Here is a 17,351-nt window from a genome sequence, read left to right on the forward strand (position 1 = left end):
ACAGCCGAGCCCGAAAGTGGGATACCTCTGCTCATCCTGTCTTGGTCCTCGGATCGAGCACGCGGTAGAGCAAGTCGGACAGGAGATTGATGCCGATGAACACCGAACCGATGACGATGGTGCCGCCAAGCACGGCGTTCATGTCGGCGTTCTGCAGCGAATTGGTGATGTAGAGGCCGATGCCCGGCCAGGAGAACACGGTCTCGGTCAGCACCGAACCTTCGAGCAGCCCGGCATAGGACAGCGCGATCACCGTCACCATCGGCACGGCGGCGTTGCGCAGCGCGTGGCCCCAGATGATGCGGGCTTCCGACAGGCCCTTGGCGCGCGCCGCGACGATGTATTCCTGGGTGAGCTCGTTGAGCATGAACGAGCGCGTCATGCGGCTGATGTAGGCGAGAGAAAAGTAGCCGAGCAGCGAGGCCGGCAGGATGATGTGGCGGAACGCGTCGTAGAAGACGTCCCACTGTCCCTGCAGCGCAGAGTCGAGCAGATAGAAGCCGGTGATCGGCGTGAAGGTGTATTCGTAGACGACGTCGAGCCGCGCCGGGAAGGCGACCCATTGCAGCTTGGCGTAGAACAGCACCAGCGCCAGCAGCCCGAGCCAGAAGATTGGCACGGAATAGCCGATCAAACCAATGATGCGCACGATCTGGTCGATGAGGCTGCCGCGCTTGACCGCGGCCAGCACGCCAAGCGGCACGCCGAACAGGGCACCGATCAATGTCCCCAGCGTCGCCAGTTCCGTCGTTGCCGGAAGGGCGCGGCGAATGTCGGTCATGACCGGATTGGTGGTCAGAACCGAGGTGCCGAAATCACCGTTCAGCGCGCTTTTCACATAGATGTAGAACTGCTCGATCAGCGGCAGGTCCAGACCCATTTCGCGACGCGTGCGCTCGACGACATTGGCCGGCGCCCGGTCGCCGAGCACCGCCAGCACCGGGTCGATCGGTATGACCCGGCCGATGAAGAAGGTGACCGCGAGAAGACCAAGATAGGTCGTGATCGCGATGACCAGGAAACGGCCGATGAATGATGCAAGGGCGACGGCGCGGGCGCTGCCGCGCCCGCCCTCGTTTTCAACCGCACTCATGCGGCGCGTCCGCGGGCGTTACTCTTTCGAGACCGGCCCGACGAAGTTGCTGTCGAAGCTCGGGCCGAGCGCGAAGCCCTTGAGGTTCTTGCGCAGGCCGGCCACTTCCAGCTGCTGGTGGATGACGACGAAGGGACTGGTGTCGAGGATCTTTTTCTCGAGGTCCTGGTACGTCGCAGCGCGCTTGGCTGAATCCTTCTCGAGCAGAGCCGCTTCCGTCTCCTTGGTCAGGTCCGGAATGTCCCATGCGTTGCGCCAGGCGAGCGTCTTGGTCTTGCCTTCATCCGAATTGTCCGGGTTCGAGGCAAAGGTCTGGGCGTTGGAGTTCGGATCGAAATAATCCTGGCCCCACTGGCCGATATAGATGTCGTGGTTGCGGGCGCGGTATTTGGTCAGCGTCTGCTTGCCGTCGCCGGGGATGATCTCCAGCTTGATGCCGGCCTGTCCCAGTGTCTGCTGGATCGATTCCGCCATGCCGGTCGTCGGCTGGCCGGTGCGTACGTCCATGGTTACGCTGAAGCCGTCAGGCAGGCCGGCCTTGGCCAGCAGTTCCTTGGCCTTGGCGACATCGAGCTTGAACGGATTCTCGTCCAGTTCACCCAGAACGCCCTTGGGCAGGAAGGTCTGGTGGATCTCGCCAATGCCCTTGAGGATGGTCGAGCTCAACGCATCATAGTCGACCAGATACTTGAACGCCTGGCGAACCTCGGGCTTGGCCAGGTTCGGGTTCTTCTGGTTAAGGCTGATGTAGTAGACGGTACCCTTCGGCGCGCTGGTGGTGGTGAGATCGGCGTTCTTGGCAATGGCGTCGAGGTCGTTCGGCTCGAGGTTGCGGGCAACGTCGATGTCGCCGGCTTCGAGCGCCAGGCGCTGGGCCGAGCTTTCCTTCATGTTGCGATAGATGACGCGGGCAAGCTTGGCCTTCTCGCCGTAGTAATTGTCGTTGCGCTCCAGCACGACAGCCTCGTTGGCACGCCATTCGCGCAGCTTGAAGACGCCGGAACCGGCATAGCCGGTCTTCAGCCAGGCATTGCCGAAATCATTGTCCCATTTGTAGTCGGCGCTCGGCGTGACAGCCGCGACATGTTCCTTGACCAGCTTGGCATCGACCACCGAAGCAACGGTGGCCGAGAGACAGTTCAGCACGAAGCTCGGCGCATAGGCCTTGTCGACGATGAACTGGAAGGTGGTGTCGTCGACGGCCTTGGCTTTCTCGGTGACGTTGTCGCCGCTGATGCCGAACTGGTCGATGATGAAGGCCGGGCTCTTGTCCAGCTTGACGGCGCGCTCGAACGAATAGGCGACATCGGCCGCCGTGATCGGATTGCCCGAGGCGAATTTCAGGCCAGGCTTGAGCTTGAAAGTGTAGGTCAGGCCGTCGTCGGAGACGCTCCAGCTATCGGCGAGGTCGCCCTTGACCTTGGAGGTGTCGCCGAGGTCGAGACGGACAAGCAGATCGTAGGTGTTGCCGGTGACCTCTGCGGTCGACAGTTCGAACGCCTCGCCCGGATCCATTGAGATGATGTCGTCGATGGCGAAGCCCTCGACCAGCGTGTCGGCGGGCGTGACAGCGAAGGCGGGTGCCGCGCCAATGAGCAGCGCGGAGATCGCCGCGCCCGCAAGCAAGGTGCGCGAGCGAAGAGCAAACTTTTCCATCATCATGGTGATCGTTCCCTGTTTTGTTGGTTTGTTGACCTGAGTTCCCGGCTCAGGGTTGCAGAATTCTTGTTGGAGCCAGACGACGGCCCTCTAACCCCTTACCGTCGTGGTTTTTGTCCAATTGGTCAACACCCTATCCGGCAGCCTGCCAGCCGGCAACGGGCATTTTCAGGACAGTGCATTGGACCAGAATGGGGCGGGCCAAGTCGACGCATATGTCGGCCAATCGAGGCCGCAGATTGGGAAAAATCTGCTAATTTCGGGGCTATTTCAGCGCCGCGACCAGGCTTGCGTCGGGAAAGCAGGTGGCGGCCTGGCCATTCTTTGCCTGCCATTCGCCGATCGACCGGCGGGTCTTGAAGCCGGGCAGGCCGTCGGCGCTGCCGACATCGTAGCCCTTGGCTTCCAACGCCCGCTGCAGCGCGGCGATGTCAGAGCGGTAGAGCCCGCCGACCGCGCCCCAATTGCCGGAAAAATTGCTGTCGCCATGGGCGATGCGATCGGCGCCATGACCGATGAACAGCGCGTAGAGGTCGCTGGTGTTGTATTCCTTCAGCACGTAGAAATTGGGCGTCGCGATAAAGGCCGGCCCGCTGCGCCCGGCCGGCATCAGCAGAAAACCCTCGGCCTTCAATTCGCTCGCCGGAAACGCTTTTCCGCCGACGCGCTTGATGCCCATCGCCGCCCACTGCGAAATCTTCTTGCCCTGGTCGGGACCTTCGAGCGAACAGGAGACGGTCTCCGGCACCGTGACCTCGAAGCCCCAGCCGCGCCCCCTCACCCAGCCATAGTGGACAAGGTAGTTGGCGATCGAGGCCAACACGTCTGGCGTCGAGTTCCAGATGTCGGCGCGGCCGTCGCCATCGAAATCCGCGGCGTGCTTCAGGAACGACGTCGGCATGAATTGCGGCTGGCCGAGCGCACCGGCCCAGGACGATTTCATCGCACCGACCGGGGCCAGTCCGCGTTCGACGATTTCCAGCGCGGCCAGAAGCTCGGTGCGAAAGAAATCCTTCTTGGTCGACATGAACGCCTTGGTGCCGAGCACCTCGAAGGCGTCGTAGGGCATCTTCGCCGCACCGAAGCCGGTCTCGCGGCCCCATATCGCCAACAACACTTCGCCCGGCACGCCATAGCGCTTTTCGATTGCAGCAAGTGTCCTGGCATTGGTGGCTTCGCGCGCGCGGCCGCCCGCGGTGACGGCGCCAATGGTCTTTTCGGCGAAGTAGGCTCCAGGTGAGCCGAACTCAGCCTGGTGCTGCTTCTGTGGCGTCGTCGCCTTCTCGCCCGGCTTCACCAGGTCGGGCAGCTTCAGATTGGGCTTGATGCCATCGAAAGCAGCATCGAAGGTCTTTTTGGAAATGCCCTTCGCCTTGGCTTGCGGCCACAGGTCGTTCTGCAGCCAGGCGCGGAACTGATCGTCGATCTTGGCGGCCGAGGCGGGAGCGGTCGAGACCACTGCCGCAAAGGCGAGGCAGAGAAAGATGAGGGCCGATTTCACAAAAGCAGGAACCATCTGCATCCCCTGCTCGCCAATTGCGTCAAAACGCCGTCCGCGAGCGCAGTGCCGCGGCCAGCGTGCCCTCGTCGAGATAGTCGAGTTCACCACCAACCGGCACGCCATGCGCGAGCCGCGTCACCTTGATGTCGAGACCGGACAGCTGGTCTGTGAGGTAGTGCGCGGTCGTCTGGCCCTCCACCGTCGCGTTGACGGCGATGATGACCTCCTTGACCTCGCCGCCGGCGACGCGGTCGATCAGCGAGCGGATGTTGAGCTGGTCGGGGCCGATGCCGTCGAGCGGCGACAGCGTGCCGCCGAGCACGTGGTAGCGCACATTCATCGCCGCCGCCCGTTCGAGCGCCCACAGGTCGGAGACGTCCTCGACGACGATGATGGTAGCGGCGTCACGGCGCGGATCGGTGCAGATCATGCAGGGGTCCGACGTATCGACATTGCCGCAGGTCGAGCAGATGCGCACCTTTTCGGCCGCCTCGCCCATGGCGGCGGCGAGCGGCGACAACAGCTGCTCCTTCTTCTTGATCAGATGAAGTGCGGCGCGCCTGGCCGAACGGGGACCCAACCCCGGCACCTTGGCCAGGAGCTGGATCAGGCGTTCGATCTCGGGACCGGCGATTCGCTTGGACATCGCTCTGATCTAGGATTTTTCAGAGCGCTTTGGAACATCCAGAGTCGGCAAGACCCGCCATATTGCTCTGGCGGACCCTGGGGTGCGGATCAGTTGGCTTCGAGCGGCCGGCTCTGGCTGACGATCATCGCGCCGATGGCGTCGGTGTCGTCCGGCGTCGACTGGAACCCCATCGAAGCCTCCTGCGGCGCGTTCTGGACCGAGCTGATGACCCTTTTGTTCAACGTTCCGCCAAAACGGGCGGCATCGGGTTCTTCCATCGGCTCCTGCATCGCCACCACTATCGGCTTGGCCGAGACGCGCGCCGACTTTGCCGTCGGCGCCGCGGATGCGGTCACGTAGGTCTGCTGGGCAGGGGCGGTGCGAGCGGTCGCCGTCTTGGGCTGATGTGCCGGTTCGACCGAGGCAGTCATAAAGGCCTGTTGCGCCGGAGCGGTACGGACAGACGTCTTGGCCGGACGCGCCGGCTCCGCGGAAGCGACAAGCACGGCCGGGACGGGGGCTGGTGTTTGGGCCGAGGCGATGGCGACCGTCGGCTCATCCGGCAGCGGCTGCCAGTTGCGGCCGCGCTTCTCGTAGAAGGCATTGCCGCCGGCAACCATGGTGTAGTGCATGTTCTTGTAGGGGAACCGCAGCCCGGCGGTGTGGAAATACATCGTGTTCTTGAGCTTGGCCTTGCGCTCGCCCTTGAGCACGGCGTCGGCGGCTTCCTCGACATCGGGCATCGCCCGCGAATTCATGGGCCGGGTCATGACGCCCGGCGCGAACTGCCCGCGCTCGCCCACCACCTCGCAGATGGTGCTGCCGTGGTTGCCGGAGCGCAGCCGGTTCATCACCACCGTGCCGACCGCGATCATGCCGTCGCGGCTCGACCGGTTGGACTCGAAGAACATCGCCCTCTCCAGGCATTCCTTGTCCTTCGGCGTGTGGCTGTAGGCCCGCGAGCTCAGGAAACTCGGCGTTATGGCGTCAGTCAGGCTTGCGACGGACATGCCGTGCGAGGTGGTCTGACTGCAAGCGGCCAAGAACAGGGGAGACGTAACGACGCCGAGCAACAGCGGCGTCTTCCATCGCGTGGCAATCAACAGGTAACCCTCTCACTTCGATGCCCGCCCCCAGGCTGCGGCAAGAATGAGACACTTTCAGGCAAAATGATGGCTAAAACGTTATTAATGAGGCACTGTTGCCAAATGGGCACAAATGCACGGTTTTTCCCGGCTACCGCGCGGCCGGCACGGCGGCTGGCTGGCCAGGCTCGACTTCTTCGACTTTCTCGGAAAACAGCCCTCTGTCGAGGAACAACGCCCGCGCGTTCCTGGCCGTCGGGGCGATCTTTCCCGGCCAATCGCTTTCGATGAACTCAGCCTTGGTGAAGTCCGAATTTGTCTCGCAGGCCGCCTCGAGGAGTTCAGCGATCTCCAGCACGATCGCGCGTTCGTCCCGAGAAAGCGCCGACGTGCCGGCCTCGATCGACGGGCGATGCACGAAATCCTCGAACAGATCGAAATAACCCTTGATGCCGACGAGATCGACGCCCGCATCGCAATCGGCCAGGATTTCCAGAATCTCGTAGATCCGGTTGCGGATACGCTGCTCGATCAGTCTTTCGGACGGCTCTTCGATCATGGCATACCGCCACTGAACGCTAGAAGGGCAGTTTCATTCCTGGCGGGATCGGCAGTCCGGCGGTCAGCGCCTTGGTCTTTTCCTGCATGATCTGCTCGACCTTGGTCTTGGCGTCATTGTGGGCGGCGAGAATCAGGTCCTCCAGGATCTCGACATCGTCCTCCTTGAACAAGGACCGGTCGATCTTCAGCGACTTCATCTCGAATTTTCCGGTCAGCGTCACGTTGACCAGGCCGCCGCCGGCCTGGCCGGATGCTTCCAGCGTGGCGATCTCGTCCTGCATGGCCTGGAACTTGGCCTGCATTTCCTTCGCCTTGCCCATCAGGCCGAGAAGATCTTTCATGGTCGGGTCCTTTGCGAATATTTGCTGGGATCAGGTCTCGTCGTCATCCGCCGGCGGTTCGACCGGCACATCGGCTTCAGCCGTCTCGGCTTCCGGCGCGTCGGGTATGCGCACGTCGATGATCTTCGCACCGGGAAAGCGCGCCAGGATGGCGGCGACGGTCGGGTCGCTCTTGGCATCGAGGAAGGCGTTCTCGCGCTTGGTCGATTCCATTTCGGCGAGGGTCTGGCCGCCCTCCTCCTTCGACAGCGAGACCAGCCAGTTGCGCCCGGTCCAGGCGCGCAACTTCGTCGTCAGGTCGTTGAGCAGCATCTTGGGGGCGTCGCTGGTCAGGCCGACATCGATACGGCCGGGCTCGATACGCACGAGACGGATGCAGCTCTTGACCAACACCTTGAAGGCGATGTCACGCTGCGCGTCGGCAAGAGCAACGATGTCGGCCAGCGATTTCAGCGGTACCTGCTGCGTCTCCAGCACCGGTTGCGGGGGCGCGACGAAGGCGACGGGAGCAGGCGCGGCCTCGACCAGCCGCATGGTCTGCGCACCGCCTGGTCCGGCAGGCATGCGCGTCTGCGCCACCGCGCTGCCGCCGCCATTGCCATTGCCGGAACCTGCTGGCGCTCCATTCGGGCGCGGCGCGCCATTTTGAACCGGTGCCGCGCCCTCGAGCGATCTCAACGCCTCGTCCAGCGTCGGCAGGTCGGCGGCGTGCGCCAGCCGGATCAGCACCATCTCGGCGGCACTGACCGGCCGGTTGGAAGACTGCACCTCGGGAATGCCCTTGAGCAGCATCTGCCATGTCCGCGACAGCACCCTGACCGACAGCGTCCTGGCGAAATCGGCACCGCGCTGCCGCTCGCCCTCGGACAGCGAAGCATCCTCGATTGCCGTCGGCACGAAACGCAGCCGGGTGACGAGGTGGTTGAACTCGGCAAGATCGGTCAGCACGGCGGCCGGATCGGCGCCGGTGTCGTATTGCGTGCGGAACTCGGCCAATGCCGCCGCCACGTCGCCCTTCATCACATGTTCGAACAGGTCGACGATGCGGGCGCGGTCGGCGAGCCCCAGCATCGCCCGTACGGCATCGGCACTGACGGAGCCGGCGCCGTGCGCGATCGCCTGGTCGAGGATGGAGAGCGAATCACGGGCCGAGCCTTCGGCGGCGCGCGCGATCATCGCCAGCGCGTCATCGTCGACCGAAATGCCTTCCTTGGCCGAAATCGAGGAGAGGTGGGCGACCAGCGCGCCGGCATCGATGCGCCTCAAGTCAAAACGCTGGCAGCGCGACAGGACGGTGATCGGAACCTTGCGGATCTCGGTGGTTGCGAAGATGAACTTGACGTGCGGCGGCGGCTCTTCCAGCGTCTTCAGCAGGCCGTTGAAGGCCTGCGTGGAAAGCATGTGCACTTCGTCGATGATGTAGACCTTGTAGCGGGCCGAGACCGGTGCGTAGCGCACGCGCTCGATGATATCCCTGATATCGTCGATGCCGGTGTGCGAGGCGGCGTCCATCTCGATGACATCGACATGGCGACCTTCCATGATTGCCTGGCAATGCTCGCCGAGCACGGCAAGGTCGACCGAAGGCTGGTCCATATCGGCGGTTTTATAATTCAGGGCCCGCGCAAGTATGCGCGCCGTCGTGGTCTTGCCGACACCACGCACGCCGGTCAGCATCCACGCCTGGGCTATGCGGCCGGTGGCAAAGGCGTTGGTGAGGGTACGCACCATCGGCTCCTGGCCGACCAGTTCGGAGAAGTTCGAAGGACGGTACTTGCGCGCCAGCACGCGATAGGCGACGGCCTTGCCATTCTCCAGGCTTTCTGGTCCCGAATTTCCGGCTTCGCTCATTCGCCCGTAAAGCTCCAAATGGCCGCGCCCGAAGGCGGCCGATTCCTGCGCATAGTCTCGCTCGCGCTGCAATGCGTCGTCAATGTCGCGAGAGGGGCCGATGAGGTGGGAGGCTGGAACAATGACCCGTTCCGGGCTCGTTAGGGCTGCTTCCTTCCGGACCTGACCCGGTTGGCGAGTGGATCGTCCACCACCAACCTCCCGCTTCCCATATCGGCAATTCGGCGATGAAATGCAAGTGCGCAGGCGAATTGGCACACCAAACCGTGAGGGGCATAATGATTCGCTTGCAGCCCCTGTGCCGCCGCTCTAGCGTTTATGAGTTCGAAAAAAACACGAAACGTAAGGGAAACGCCGATGCTGCCGGGCCTGAAGGCCGGATTCACGCTGGATGCCCGGCTGGAGGCGGACAGCGAGCAGTTGATGTGGCTTGGGCTGTGCGAATTGCGGGTGATGAACGATCGCCGCTGGCCATGGCTGCTGCTTGTGCCGCAGCGGCCGGGCGCGGAGGAAATTCACGACATGACGCCGCTCGACCAGGCAATGCTGACCTTCGAGACCAATATGGTGGCGCAAGCGCTGAAGAAGGCGACCGGCTGCACCAAGATCAACACCGGCGCGCTTGGCAACATCGTGCGCCAGTTGCACATCCATGTCATCGCACGTTCGGAAGGCGATCCCGGTTGGCCCGGCCCGGTGTGGGGGCACGGCCTGCGCGATCCCTACAAGCGTTCCGATCTGCGCCGGTTTGCCGAAACGATAAGGGCGGCGCTATAAGCCTTCCCTGTGTTCATCCCAAAACATGTCCATCCCAAAACACCAGAGTCCACATGAGCTTTCGCCTGTTTGACGCGCCCTTGCGCGAGCCGAGCCAGTTCGTCGGTTTTGCCGGCAACACGATCGACCGGCAGTCCGAGAACCGCGCCGACGATTCGGTCGACCAGGCGCTGGCCGATCCGACGACGCGGCTGCTTTTGATGAATGGCGGCCGGCTCTACCTGAAGCTCGGGAACAGCAGTCCCGACCCCTGGTTCGGCGCCGCCGAGAGCCAGCCCTTCAAGGTTTCGCTTGCCGGCGGCGTCCTGCTCGGCTTTTCCGAACAAGGACCCGTGCTGGCCGTTCCGGCCGGCGTCGATGCCGAACAGCTGCCCGAAACCATCAAGGCGATCGATTACCGCTCGGTCTACATGCAAGGGCTGATCGATGAAGCGGCCGCCGGCGCGATGGCGCAAGGTGCCGCCCTGCTCGCCTGGCATGCAAGCCATCGTTTCTGCAGCAAGTGCGGTACCGAATCACAGATGCGGGCGGGCGGCTACAAGCGGCATTGCCCGAATTGCGGCACCGAGCATTTTCCGCGCACCGATCCGGTGGCGATCATGCTGACGACGACGCGGGAGAAATGCCTGCTTGGGCGCGGCCGGCATTTCGCGCCGGGCATGTATTCGGCCCTTGCCGGTTTCATCGAGCCGGGCGAGACCATCGAGGCGGCGGTGCGCCGCGAAACGCTGGAGGAGGCCGGCATAAGGCTGGGCCGTGTCGTCTACCATGCCAGCCAGCCCTGGCCGTTTCCCTATTCGCTGATGATCGGCTGCTTTGGCGAGCCGCTCAATGAAGACATCCAGGCCGACCTCAACGAGTTGGAAGACTGCCGCTGGTTTGCCCGCGACGAAGTGCGCCTGATGCTTGCCAGGGAACATCCCGACAATCTGATCACGCCGCCGAAAGGCGCCATTGCGCACCATCTTATCCGCGCCTGGGTCGACGCCGAATAATGCCCGCGAATACTGAAAGACATTCCAGGAGAGACAAATGATCCGTCACACCGTCGTCTTCACGCTGAAGCATGCGCCACACTCGCTGGAGGAAAAGCGGTTTCTCGTCGACGCCAGGAAAATTCTCTCGGCGATCCGGGGCGTCACGCATTTCGAACAGTTGCGGCAGGTCAGCCCCAAGAACGACTACCAGTTCGGCTTCTCGATGGAGTTCGCCGACCAGGCCGCCTATACGAGGTACAACGACCATCCCGACCATGTCGCCTTCGTGCGCGATCGCTGGATTCCGGAAGTCGAGAAATTTCTCGAAATCGACTACGTGCCGCTCGGCGCGGTGATTTAGAGCATGATCCCGAAAAGTGGAAACCGGTTTTCGGAAGAGATCATGCTCAATAGGAACTAGTCCGCCACCTTCCACTGCTCACGCGACTCGCTGGCCGGATAGACGCCAAGGATCCGCACCTCGCGCGAGAAGAAGCGAAGCTCGTCCAGCGCCAGCTTGACCAGCGGATCGTCGGGATGGCCCTCGATGTCGGCGTAAAACAGCGTCGCCGTGAAAGCTCCCAGCTGGTAGCTCTCCAGCTTGGTCATGTTGATGCCGTTGGTGGCGAAGCCGCCCATCGCCTTGTAGAGCGCGGCCGGCACGTTGCGGACGCGGAAGATGAAGGTCGTCATCATCTTGGCGTCGGCCGAGGGGCGTTCGGCCCACTGCTTGTTCTTAGTCAGAACGACGAAGCGGGTGACGTTGCTGTCGGTGTCCTCGACATTCTCCTCGATGATGTCGAGCCCGTAGAGCGTCGCGGCCAGTGCCGGCGCCAGAGCGGCCATCGTGCGGTCCCTGACCTCGGAGACCAGCTTGGCGGCGCCAGCCGTGTCGCCAGCGACGATCGCCTTCCAGCCGTTCTTGCGGATGTATTTGCGGCACTGGCCAAGCGCGTGGATATGGCTGTGCACGGTCTTGATCTCGTCGCGCTTGACGCCCGGCAGCACCATCAGCTGGAAATGGATCGGCAGGAAATATTCGCCGACGATGTGCAGCTTCGATTCCGGCAAAAGGTGATGGATGTCGGCGACGCGCCCGGCAATGGTGTTCTCGATCGGGATCATGGCGAGATCGGCCTTGCCGGTCTCGACGGCATTGAACGCATCCTCGAAGGTCGGGCACGGCAACGGCTCCATCGTGGGATAGACGTTGCGGGAGGCGGTGTCGGAATTGGCGCCAGGCTCGCCCTGGAACGATATTCTGTTGGTCTTTTCAGGCATGGGCCAAGTCTCGATTCAAGGGGGGTCTCGGGTTCGAAAGGATTTCTCAGGTCGAAAGGATGGTTCTGGCGCGTTCGAGGTCTTCGGGCGTGTCGACGCCGAGCGGCAGCGAACGCACGATCTCGGCATCGATGCGCATGCCGGCCTCCAGCGCCCGCAGCTGTTCCAGCCGCTCGCGGCGTTCGAGCTGCGACGGCTTCAGCGCGACGAAACGCTCGAGCGCGGCGCGGCGGTAGGCATAGAGGCCGACATGATGATAGAGCGGCCCTTCGCCCCATGGCGCGGTGGCGCGGGTGAAATAAAGCGCCCTCAGCCGCGTGGCGGAGAGCGGCGAACCGACGATCTTGACGACGTTCGGGTTGGTCTTTTCCTCGTCGCGGACGATCTCGACGCCGAGCGTGGCGATATCCACGGCCGCGTTCTCGAAAGGCCTGAGCGAAGCGCCGATTATATCGGGATCGATGGTCGGCAGGTCGCCCTGCACGTTGACGATCGTTTCGACCTTTCTTGCAGGATCGAGGATCGTCAGCGCTTCGAAGATGCGGTCGGAACCCGATTCGTGGTCCATGCGCGTCATCACGGCCTCGAAACCATGCGCGCGTACCGCTTCCGCCACGCTTTGCGTGTCGGTCGCCACCACCACCCGGCCGAGCCCGGCCTCTGCGGCGCGGCGGGCGACATGGACGATCATCGGCGCGCCCGCGATGTCAGCCAGCGGCTTGCCCGGCAGGCGCGTCGAGGCCATGCGGGCTGGGATCAGGATCAACGTGGACATCGCAAGTGCCAGGCGTCTCAAAAGTGGAAGGGAAAAGTGGCAAAAGGTCTCACTGGAAGCGCCCTTATAGGTGTTGCAACGCCCGAGCAAAAGACCTAGTTTCCGCCCGATTTGACCGGCTCTGGAGGGCCGGTCTCGATACCGACGGACGGAGTGGACGGTTCGGTCCGCCGGAAAAGGGAGCAAGGGGCGTATGGATTCCAACGAAGTCAACAAGCTGCTCGCCGGATTGCTCGGAACCGTTTTCGTGGTGTTCTCGGTCGGCCTTGTGTCCAATGCGCTGTTTGCCTCGCCGCCCCCGGAAAAGCCCGGTTTCGCCATCGAAGCCGCCGAGCCCGCCGAAGGCGGCCCGGCCGCTCCGGCTGCCGAAGCCAAGCCGATCGCCGACCTGCTGGCGACCGCCAATGTCGAAGCGGGTGCGGCGGTCTTCAAGAAATGCCAGGCCTGCCATTCCGGTGAAAAGGGCGGCCCGAACAAGGTCGGCCCCGATCTGTGGGACCTCGTCGACCGCCCCGTCGCCGAACATGCAGGCTTCGCCTATTCGGCCGGCATGAAGGAATTCTCCAAGGGCGGCACCGAGAAGTGGACCTACGACAACATCAACCACTTCATCACCTCGCCGAAGAAATTCGTGAAAGGCACGGCCATGGGCTTCGCCGGCCTGCCCAAGGACGAGGATCGCGCCAACGTCATCGCCTATCTGCGCACCTTGTCGGACAGTCCCAAGCCGCTGCCGGCGCCAGGGGCCGCCGCCGACGCAACGGCGCCCGCCAAGCCCGCTGAGGCAGCCGCCCCGGCAAAGCCGGCTGATGCTGCGGCCCCGGCGAAGCCGGCGGCGCCAGCCGCTGCACCGGCTCCGGCCGCACCGGCACCGGCGCCTGCCCAATAAACAGATATCATTTCGACGATCTTGAAAAAGCCGGGTTCAGCCCGGCTTTTTCGTTAGGAAAAACGCATATGCGGCGACAAAGCCGCGCATGGCGGTTTTCACGAGCGCCAAATCATCTAGATTGCCTTCTGGACTGATCCGGGACAGGCATCGCGAAGAGGATAGTGCATGACGGTTGGCCGAACGCTTCTCAAGTCGTTGCTGGCGGCAGCCCTCCTGGCGGCGGGATTGCAGACCACCCGTGCCGACGAATGGCGCACCACCTCATCGCTGATCGGCGAGTCCAAATACGGCGACAATTTCCAGCACTACGACTACGTCAACCCCGATGCGCCCAAGGGCGGCACGCTGAATTCGGTGGTGCTCGGCACCTTCGACAGTTTCAACCCCTATGTCGTCCAGGGGTCGCCAGCGGCGGGCCTTGTCGGGTTCGGCGGTGGCCTGCTCTACGACACGCTGATGGAGCAGGCCACCGACGAAGGCAGCACGAGCCATCCGCTGATCGCCGACGCCTACAAATATCCGGCCGACTATTCCTCGGCGACCTACCGGCTCGACCCGCGCGCGAAATGGCACGACGGCCAGCCGATCACCGTCGATGACGTGATCTGGTCGTTCCAGGTGCTGAAGGCCAACAGCCCGCAATACAGCCGCTATTTCGAGAATGTCACCGACGCGGTGGCCGTCTCCGACCGCGAGGTCGAGTTCCATTTCAGCCAGAAGGGCAACCGCGAACTGCCCAAGATCATCGGCGATCTCGCCGTGCTGCCGAAACACTGGTGGGAGGGCACCGATGCCAGCGGCAAAAAGCGCGACGTAACCAAGCCGACGCTGGAAATCCCGCTCGGTTCGGCCGCCTACAAGATCGCCAGCTTCAAGCCGGGCTCGGAAATCATCTGGCAACGCGTGCCGGACTACTGGGCGGCCAAGCTGCCGGTAAAGATCGGTCGCGAGAATTTCGATAAGCGGCGCTACACCTATATCCTCGATGACAACGCCGCCTGGCTGGCCTTCACCAAGGGTGGGCTGGAAGACATCCACCGGGAGTACAGCTCGCGCAAATGGGCGACGGCCTATAATTTCCCGGCATTCCAGACTGGCGACGTCGTCAAGAAGGACTTCCAGACCCAGTCGCCACAACCAATGCAGGGCTTCGTCCTCAACCAGCGGCGGTCGCTGTTCCAGGACCGCCTGGTGCGGGAGGCGCTGACCATCCCCTTCGATTTCGAGAGCATGAACCGCACCCTGTTCTTCGGCTTCAACACCCGCACATCCAGCTATTTCCAGGGCACAAACCTGGCGTCGAGCGGATTGCCGCAAGGCAAGGAACTGGAGATCCTGGAAAAGTATCGCGACAAGCTGCCGCCCGAACTCTTCACCCAGGAATTCAAGCTGCCCGTCTACGATTCGCCGCAAGCGGAACGGAAGTACCTGAAGCAGGCGGTCGATCTCTTCGCCAAGGCCGGCTGGGTCATCAAAGGTGGCAAGATGGTCAATGCCAAGACCGGCGCGCCGTTCAAGTTCGAGATCCTCGGCTGGAACGACACAGATCAGGTGATCGCAAGCCCCTACATCGCCAATCTGCGCAAGATCGGTGTCGCCGCCACTTTGCGCATCATCGACCAGACCCAGTATATCAACCGCGTCAACAATTTCGATTTCGATGTCGTCACGGGCCTGTTCGGCCAGTCGGATTCGCCCGGCAACGAGCAACGCGATTTCTGGAGCTCGAAGGCCGCCGACGCGCCTGGTTCGCGCAATCTGATGGGCATCAAGGACCCGATCGTCGACGCACTGGTCGACCGCATCATCTTCGCCACCGACCGCGATGACCTTGTCGCCGCTACCCACGCGCTCGACCGCGTCCTGCTGTGGAACTTCTACGTCGTGCCACAATATCATCGGTCCGCAGTCTGGCTGGCCTATTGGAACAAATTCGGCTTCCCCGACAAGCAGCCTGCTTATGTCGGTGCCGATATCGACTCCTGGTGGATCGACCCGGACAAGGAGAAAGCGCTGGCGGCCAAATACAAGGGCAGCAATTGATGGCGGCCCTGCCCCGCCGCGATTTCCTGGCATTGGGCGGCGCCGCCGCGGCCGCCGTGCTTTTGCCCGGCCGGGCCTTCGCCAACATCGCGACCGGCACCAAGCTGCACGGCCTGTCTGCCTTCGGCGACCTCAAATACAAACCGGATTTCACACATTTCGACTATGTCAATGTCGACGCACCGACTGGCGGCATTTTCAATTTCGCCCCTCCGAACTGGGGCTACAACCAGGACACGCAGACCTTCAACACGCTCAATTCCTTCGCCAACAAGGGCGACGCGCCGCCGCGCATGGAGATGTGTTTCGATGCGCTGATGGTATCAGCGCTCGATGAGCCGGACGCTGTCTATGGCGAGATCGCCGACAGTGTAACGCTGTCGGACGACCGCAACGGCTTCACCTTTTCGCTTCGTCCGCAGGCGCGCTTCCATGACGGCTCGCCGTTGACGGCACAAGACGCCGCCTTCACCTTCAAGCTCTACAAGGACAAGGGCCACCCCGACCTGTCGCTGTCGTTGACGCATATGGTCGACGCCGTTGCCGTGGACGACCGCACGCTGCGGCTGACTTTTTCCGGCAAGCAATCCGCCCGCACCGTTCTCAACATCGTGCAGTTCCCGATCCTGTCGAGGGCCTTCTACACGGCAAACCCGTTCGACAGTTCGCAAATGAACCCGCCGCTTGGCTCCGGCGCCTACAAGGTCAGGAGCTTCTCGGCCGGCGCATGGATCGAATATGAGCGTGTGGCGAACTATTGGGGACGCGACCTCCCGGTCAATCGTGGCCTGAACAATTTCGACGTCATCCGCATCGAGTTCTATCAGAATCGCACGGCCGGTTTCGAAGCCTTCAAGAAGGGCGAGATCACCTATCGCGAAGAATTCACCTCGCGCGTCTGGGCCACCGCCTACGACTTCCCCGCGCTCACGGCCGGCAAAGTGGTCAAGCACGAATTTCCGGCTGAAAAGAAGCCCGCCATGCAGGGGACCGCGGTCAATCAACGACGCGAACAGTTTCGCGACGCGCGGGTGCGGCAGGCGATCGCACTGTGCTTCGACTTCGAGTGGACGCGGCGCAATTTCTTCTACGGCTCCTACGAACGCTCGCAATCCTGCTTCGAGAAATCGGCCTTTCGCGCCGAAGGGCCGCCTTCGCCGGAAGAGCTGGCCCTGCTGGAGCCGCTGCGCAGCCAGCTTCCGGCGGAAGTCTTCGGCGAGGCTGTGACGCAACCCGCCTCCGACGGCTCCGGCCGCGACCGCAAACTGCTTGGCCAGGCGGCAAAGCTTCTGGCCGCGGCGGGCTGGAAACGGTCGGGCGACTTTGTCGTCAACGACAAGGGCAGCAGGCTTTCGGCCGAGTTCATGGTCGATGACGACACCTTCGTGCAGATCTATTCGCCCTGGGTCGCCAACATGAAGGCGATCGGCATCGACGCCACCATCCGGCTGGTGGATTCGGCGCAGTATCAGTCCAGACAAGCAACGTTCGATTTCGATCTGCTGTCGGCCGCCTTCTCGTTCAGCGCGACGCCGACGCGCGACGATCTTGAAGTCTTCTTCCACTCGAGCACTGCCAACGTCTCCGGCTCGCGCAATTTGCCGGGCGTCGCAGACCCCGCGATCGACACGCTGATCGATGCCGTGGGCGCCGCAAAGGATCGTGAAAGCCTGACCGTGACGATGCGGGCGCTTGACCGGGTCTTGCGCGCGCGGCGCGATTGGATTCCTAGTTGGTTCCTGGCGAATCACCGAAGCGCCTATTGGGACATGTTCGGCTTCCCCGAACAGAAGCCCGATTTCGGCTTTCCGGTCGAGGCGCTGTGGTGGTTCGATAAGGGCAAGGCGGCAAAAATTGGCAAAGGCTGAGATATCAGTCCAACGAGGG

16 protein-coding genes and 1 other RNA gene are annotated in these 17,351 nt (G+C 62.8%); 6 read left to right on the plus strand and 11 right to left on the minus strand.

What is annotated here, in order from left to right; translation table 11 throughout:
- Positions 1-31: 31 nt before the first annotated feature.
- The 9 genes from NR193_RS00660 to ffs all read right to left on the minus strand — a co-directional run bounded on the left by NR193_RS00660 (position 32) and on the right by ffs (position 8,921).
- On the minus strand, positions 32-1,093 hold the full coding sequence (locus tag NR193_RS00660; protein WP_256748971.1) for an ABC transporter permease: 1,062 nt from the start codon (positions 1,091-1,093) through the stop codon (positions 32-34).
- An 18-nt stretch (positions 1,094-1,111) separates the two neighbouring features.
- A complete protein-coding gene (locus NR193_RS00665; protein ID WP_256748972.1) occupies positions 1,112-2,755 on the minus strand; it encodes an ABC transporter substrate-binding protein in 1,644 nt (547 codons plus the stop codon).
- A 262-nt stretch (positions 2,756-3,017) separates the two neighbouring features.
- Positions 3,018-4,268: a lytic murein transglycosylase gene (locus NR193_RS00670; RefSeq protein ID WP_256748973.1), complete on the minus strand. Its 1,251-nt coding sequence runs from the start codon at positions 4,266-4,268 to the stop codon at positions 3,018-3,020.
- Positions 4,269-4,293: 25 nt separating this feature from the next.
- Positions 4,294-4,899: a recombination mediator RecR gene (gene recR / locus NR193_RS00675; protein ID WP_256748974.1), complete on the minus strand. Its 606-nt coding sequence runs from the start codon at positions 4,897-4,899 to the stop codon at positions 4,294-4,296.
- A gap of 89 nt (positions 4,900-4,988) precedes the next feature.
- Positions 4,989-5,984, minus strand: coding sequence for a cell wall hydrolase (locus NR193_RS00680; protein ID WP_256748975.1), 996 nt, complete (start codon positions 5,982-5,984; stop codon positions 4,989-4,991).
- Between the two features lie 133 nt (positions 5,985-6,117).
- On the minus strand, positions 6,118-6,525 hold the full coding sequence (locus NR193_RS00685; RefSeq protein WP_256748976.1) for a hypothetical protein: 408 nt from the start codon (positions 6,523-6,525) through the stop codon (positions 6,118-6,120).
- Positions 6,526-6,544: 19 nt separating this feature from the next.
- Positions 6,545-6,868, minus strand: a complete 324-nt coding sequence (locus NR193_RS00690; RefSeq protein ID WP_256748977.1) for a YbaB/EbfC family nucleoid-associated protein — start codon at positions 6,866-6,868, stop codon at positions 6,545-6,547.
- A gap of 30 nt (positions 6,869-6,898) precedes the next feature.
- Positions 6,899-8,719: a DNA polymerase III subunit gamma/tau gene (locus NR193_RS00695; RefSeq protein WP_256748978.1), complete on the minus strand. Its 1,821-nt coding sequence runs from the start codon at positions 8,717-8,719 to the stop codon at positions 6,899-6,901.
- Positions 8,720-8,824: 105 nt separating this feature from the next.
- An RNA gene (gene ffs, locus NR193_RS00700) (signal recognition particle sRNA small type) lies at positions 8,825-8,921 on the minus strand.
- Positions 8,922-9,076: 155 nt separating this feature from the next.
- On the opposite strand from ffs, the gene NR193_RS00705 reads away from it, so the two are divergent.
- Genes NR193_RS00705 through NR193_RS00715 form a run of 3 tightly spaced genes read left to right on the plus strand, consistent with a single transcriptional unit; the run spans position 9,077 to position 10,834 of the window.
- The gene (locus NR193_RS00705) at positions 9,077-9,496 is read left to right on the plus strand and encodes an HIT family protein (RefSeq protein ID WP_256748979.1); all 420 of its coding nucleotides are present in this window, start codon (positions 9,077-9,079) and stop codon (positions 9,494-9,496) included.
- Between the two features lie 53 nt (positions 9,497-9,549).
- Complete coding sequence (gene nudC, locus NR193_RS00710; RefSeq protein WP_256748980.1) at positions 9,550-10,491, plus strand: NAD(+) diphosphatase; 942 nt, start codon at positions 9,550-9,552, stop codon at positions 10,489-10,491.
- A 37-nt stretch (positions 10,492-10,528) separates the two neighbouring features.
- Positions 10,529-10,834 carry a Dabb family protein gene (locus tag NR193_RS00715; RefSeq protein WP_256748981.1) on the plus strand — a complete coding sequence of 102 codons (306 nt, stop codon included), beginning with the start codon at positions 10,529-10,531 and terminating at the stop codon, positions 10,832-10,834.
- 56 nt (positions 10,835-10,890) lie between these two features.
- On the opposite strand, the gene NR193_RS00720 is transcribed toward NR193_RS00715, so the two are convergent.
- A complete protein-coding gene (locus NR193_RS00720) occupies positions 10,891-11,754 on the minus strand; it encodes a prephenate dehydratase (RefSeq protein ID WP_256748982.1) in 864 nt (287 codons plus the stop codon).
- A gap of 46 nt (positions 11,755-11,800) precedes the next feature.
- Complete coding sequence (locus NR193_RS00725) at positions 11,801-12,529, minus strand: 3-deoxy-manno-octulosonate cytidylyltransferase (protein ID WP_256748983.1); 729 nt, start codon at positions 12,527-12,529, stop codon at positions 11,801-11,803.
- A gap of 193 nt (positions 12,530-12,722) precedes the next feature.
- Here NR193_RS00725 and NR193_RS00730 point away from each other — a divergent pair, with 193 nt between their 5' ends.
- The 3 genes from NR193_RS00730 to NR193_RS00740 all read left to right on the plus strand — a co-directional run bounded on the left by NR193_RS00730 (position 12,723) and on the right by NR193_RS00740 (position 17,332).
- Positions 12,723-13,418 (plus strand): cytochrome c family protein, encoded by a 696-nt coding sequence (locus NR193_RS00730; RefSeq protein WP_256748984.1) that lies wholly within the window; start codon positions 12,723-12,725, stop codon positions 13,416-13,418.
- 168 nt (positions 13,419-13,586) lie between these two features.
- Positions 13,587-15,464, plus strand: coding sequence for an extracellular solute-binding protein (locus NR193_RS00735; RefSeq protein ID WP_256748985.1), 1,878 nt, complete (start codon positions 13,587-13,589; stop codon positions 15,462-15,464).
- On the plus strand, positions 15,464-17,332 hold the full coding sequence (locus NR193_RS00740; protein WP_256748986.1) for an extracellular solute-binding protein: 1,869 nt from the start codon (positions 15,464-15,466) through the stop codon (positions 17,330-17,332). The genes NR193_RS00735 and NR193_RS00740 overlap by 1 nt, the downstream gene beginning before the upstream one ends.
- Positions 17,333-17,351 lie beyond the last annotated feature (19 nt).

Source organism: Mesorhizobium sp. Mes31 (genome assembly GCF_024519675.1).
GTDB lineage: Bacteria > Pseudomonadota > Alphaproteobacteria > Rhizobiales > Rhizobiaceae > Mesorhizobium.

What these genes read in the sequence shown, in the direction of transcription:
- NR193_RS00660 (WP_256748971.1), bottom strand. Translation starts at nt 1,093, where the DNA reads ATGAGTGCGGTTGAAAACGAGGGCGGGCGCGGCAGCGCCCGCGCCGTC.
- NR193_RS00665 (WP_256748972.1), bottom strand. Translation starts at nt 2,755, where the DNA reads ATGATGATGGAAAAGTTTGCTCTTCGCTCGCGCACCTTGCTTGCGGGC.
- NR193_RS00670 (WP_256748973.1), bottom strand. Translation starts at nt 4,268, where the DNA reads ATGGTTCCTGCTTTTGTGAAATCGGCCCTCATCTTTCTCTGCCTCGCC.
- recR (WP_256748974.1), bottom strand. Translation starts at nt 4,899, where the DNA reads ATGTCCAAGCGAATCGCCGGTCCCGAGATCGAACGCCTGATCCAGCTC.
- NR193_RS00685 (WP_256748976.1), bottom strand. Translation starts at nt 6,525, where the DNA reads ATGATCGAAGAGCCGTCCGAAAGACTGATCGAGCAGCGTATCCGCAAC.
- NR193_RS00690 (WP_256748977.1), bottom strand. Translation starts at nt 6,868, where the DNA reads ATGAAAGATCTTCTCGGCCTGATGGGCAAGGCGAAGGAAATGCAGGCC.
- NR193_RS00695 (WP_256748978.1), bottom strand. Translation starts at nt 8,719, where the DNA reads ATGAGCGAAGCCGGAAATTCGGGACCAGAAAGCCTGGAGAATGGCAAG.
- NR193_RS00705 (WP_256748979.1), top strand. Translation starts at nt 9,077, where the DNA reads ATGCTGCCGGGCCTGAAGGCCGGATTCACGCTGGATGCCCGGCTGGAG.
- nudC (WP_256748980.1), top strand. Translation starts at nt 9,550, where the DNA reads ATGAGCTTTCGCCTGTTTGACGCGCCCTTGCGCGAGCCGAGCCAGTTC.
- NR193_RS00715 (WP_256748981.1), top strand. Translation starts at nt 10,529, where the DNA reads ATGATCCGTCACACCGTCGTCTTCACGCTGAAGCATGCGCCACACTCG.
- NR193_RS00720 (WP_256748982.1), bottom strand. Translation starts at nt 11,754, where the DNA reads ATGCCTGAAAAGACCAACAGAATATCGTTCCAGGGCGAGCCTGGCGCC.
- NR193_RS00725 (WP_256748983.1), bottom strand. Translation starts at nt 12,529, where the DNA reads ATGTCCACGTTGATCCTGATCCCAGCCCGCATGGCCTCGACGCGCCTG.
- NR193_RS00730 (WP_256748984.1), top strand. Translation starts at nt 12,723, where the DNA reads ATGGATTCCAACGAAGTCAACAAGCTGCTCGCCGGATTGCTCGGAACC.
- NR193_RS00735 (WP_256748985.1), top strand. Translation starts at nt 13,587, where the DNA reads ATGACGGTTGGCCGAACGCTTCTCAAGTCGTTGCTGGCGGCAGCCCTC.
- NR193_RS00740 (WP_256748986.1), top strand. Translation starts at nt 15,464, where the DNA reads ATGGCGGCCCTGCCCCGCCGCGATTTCCTGGCATTGGGCGGCGCCGCC.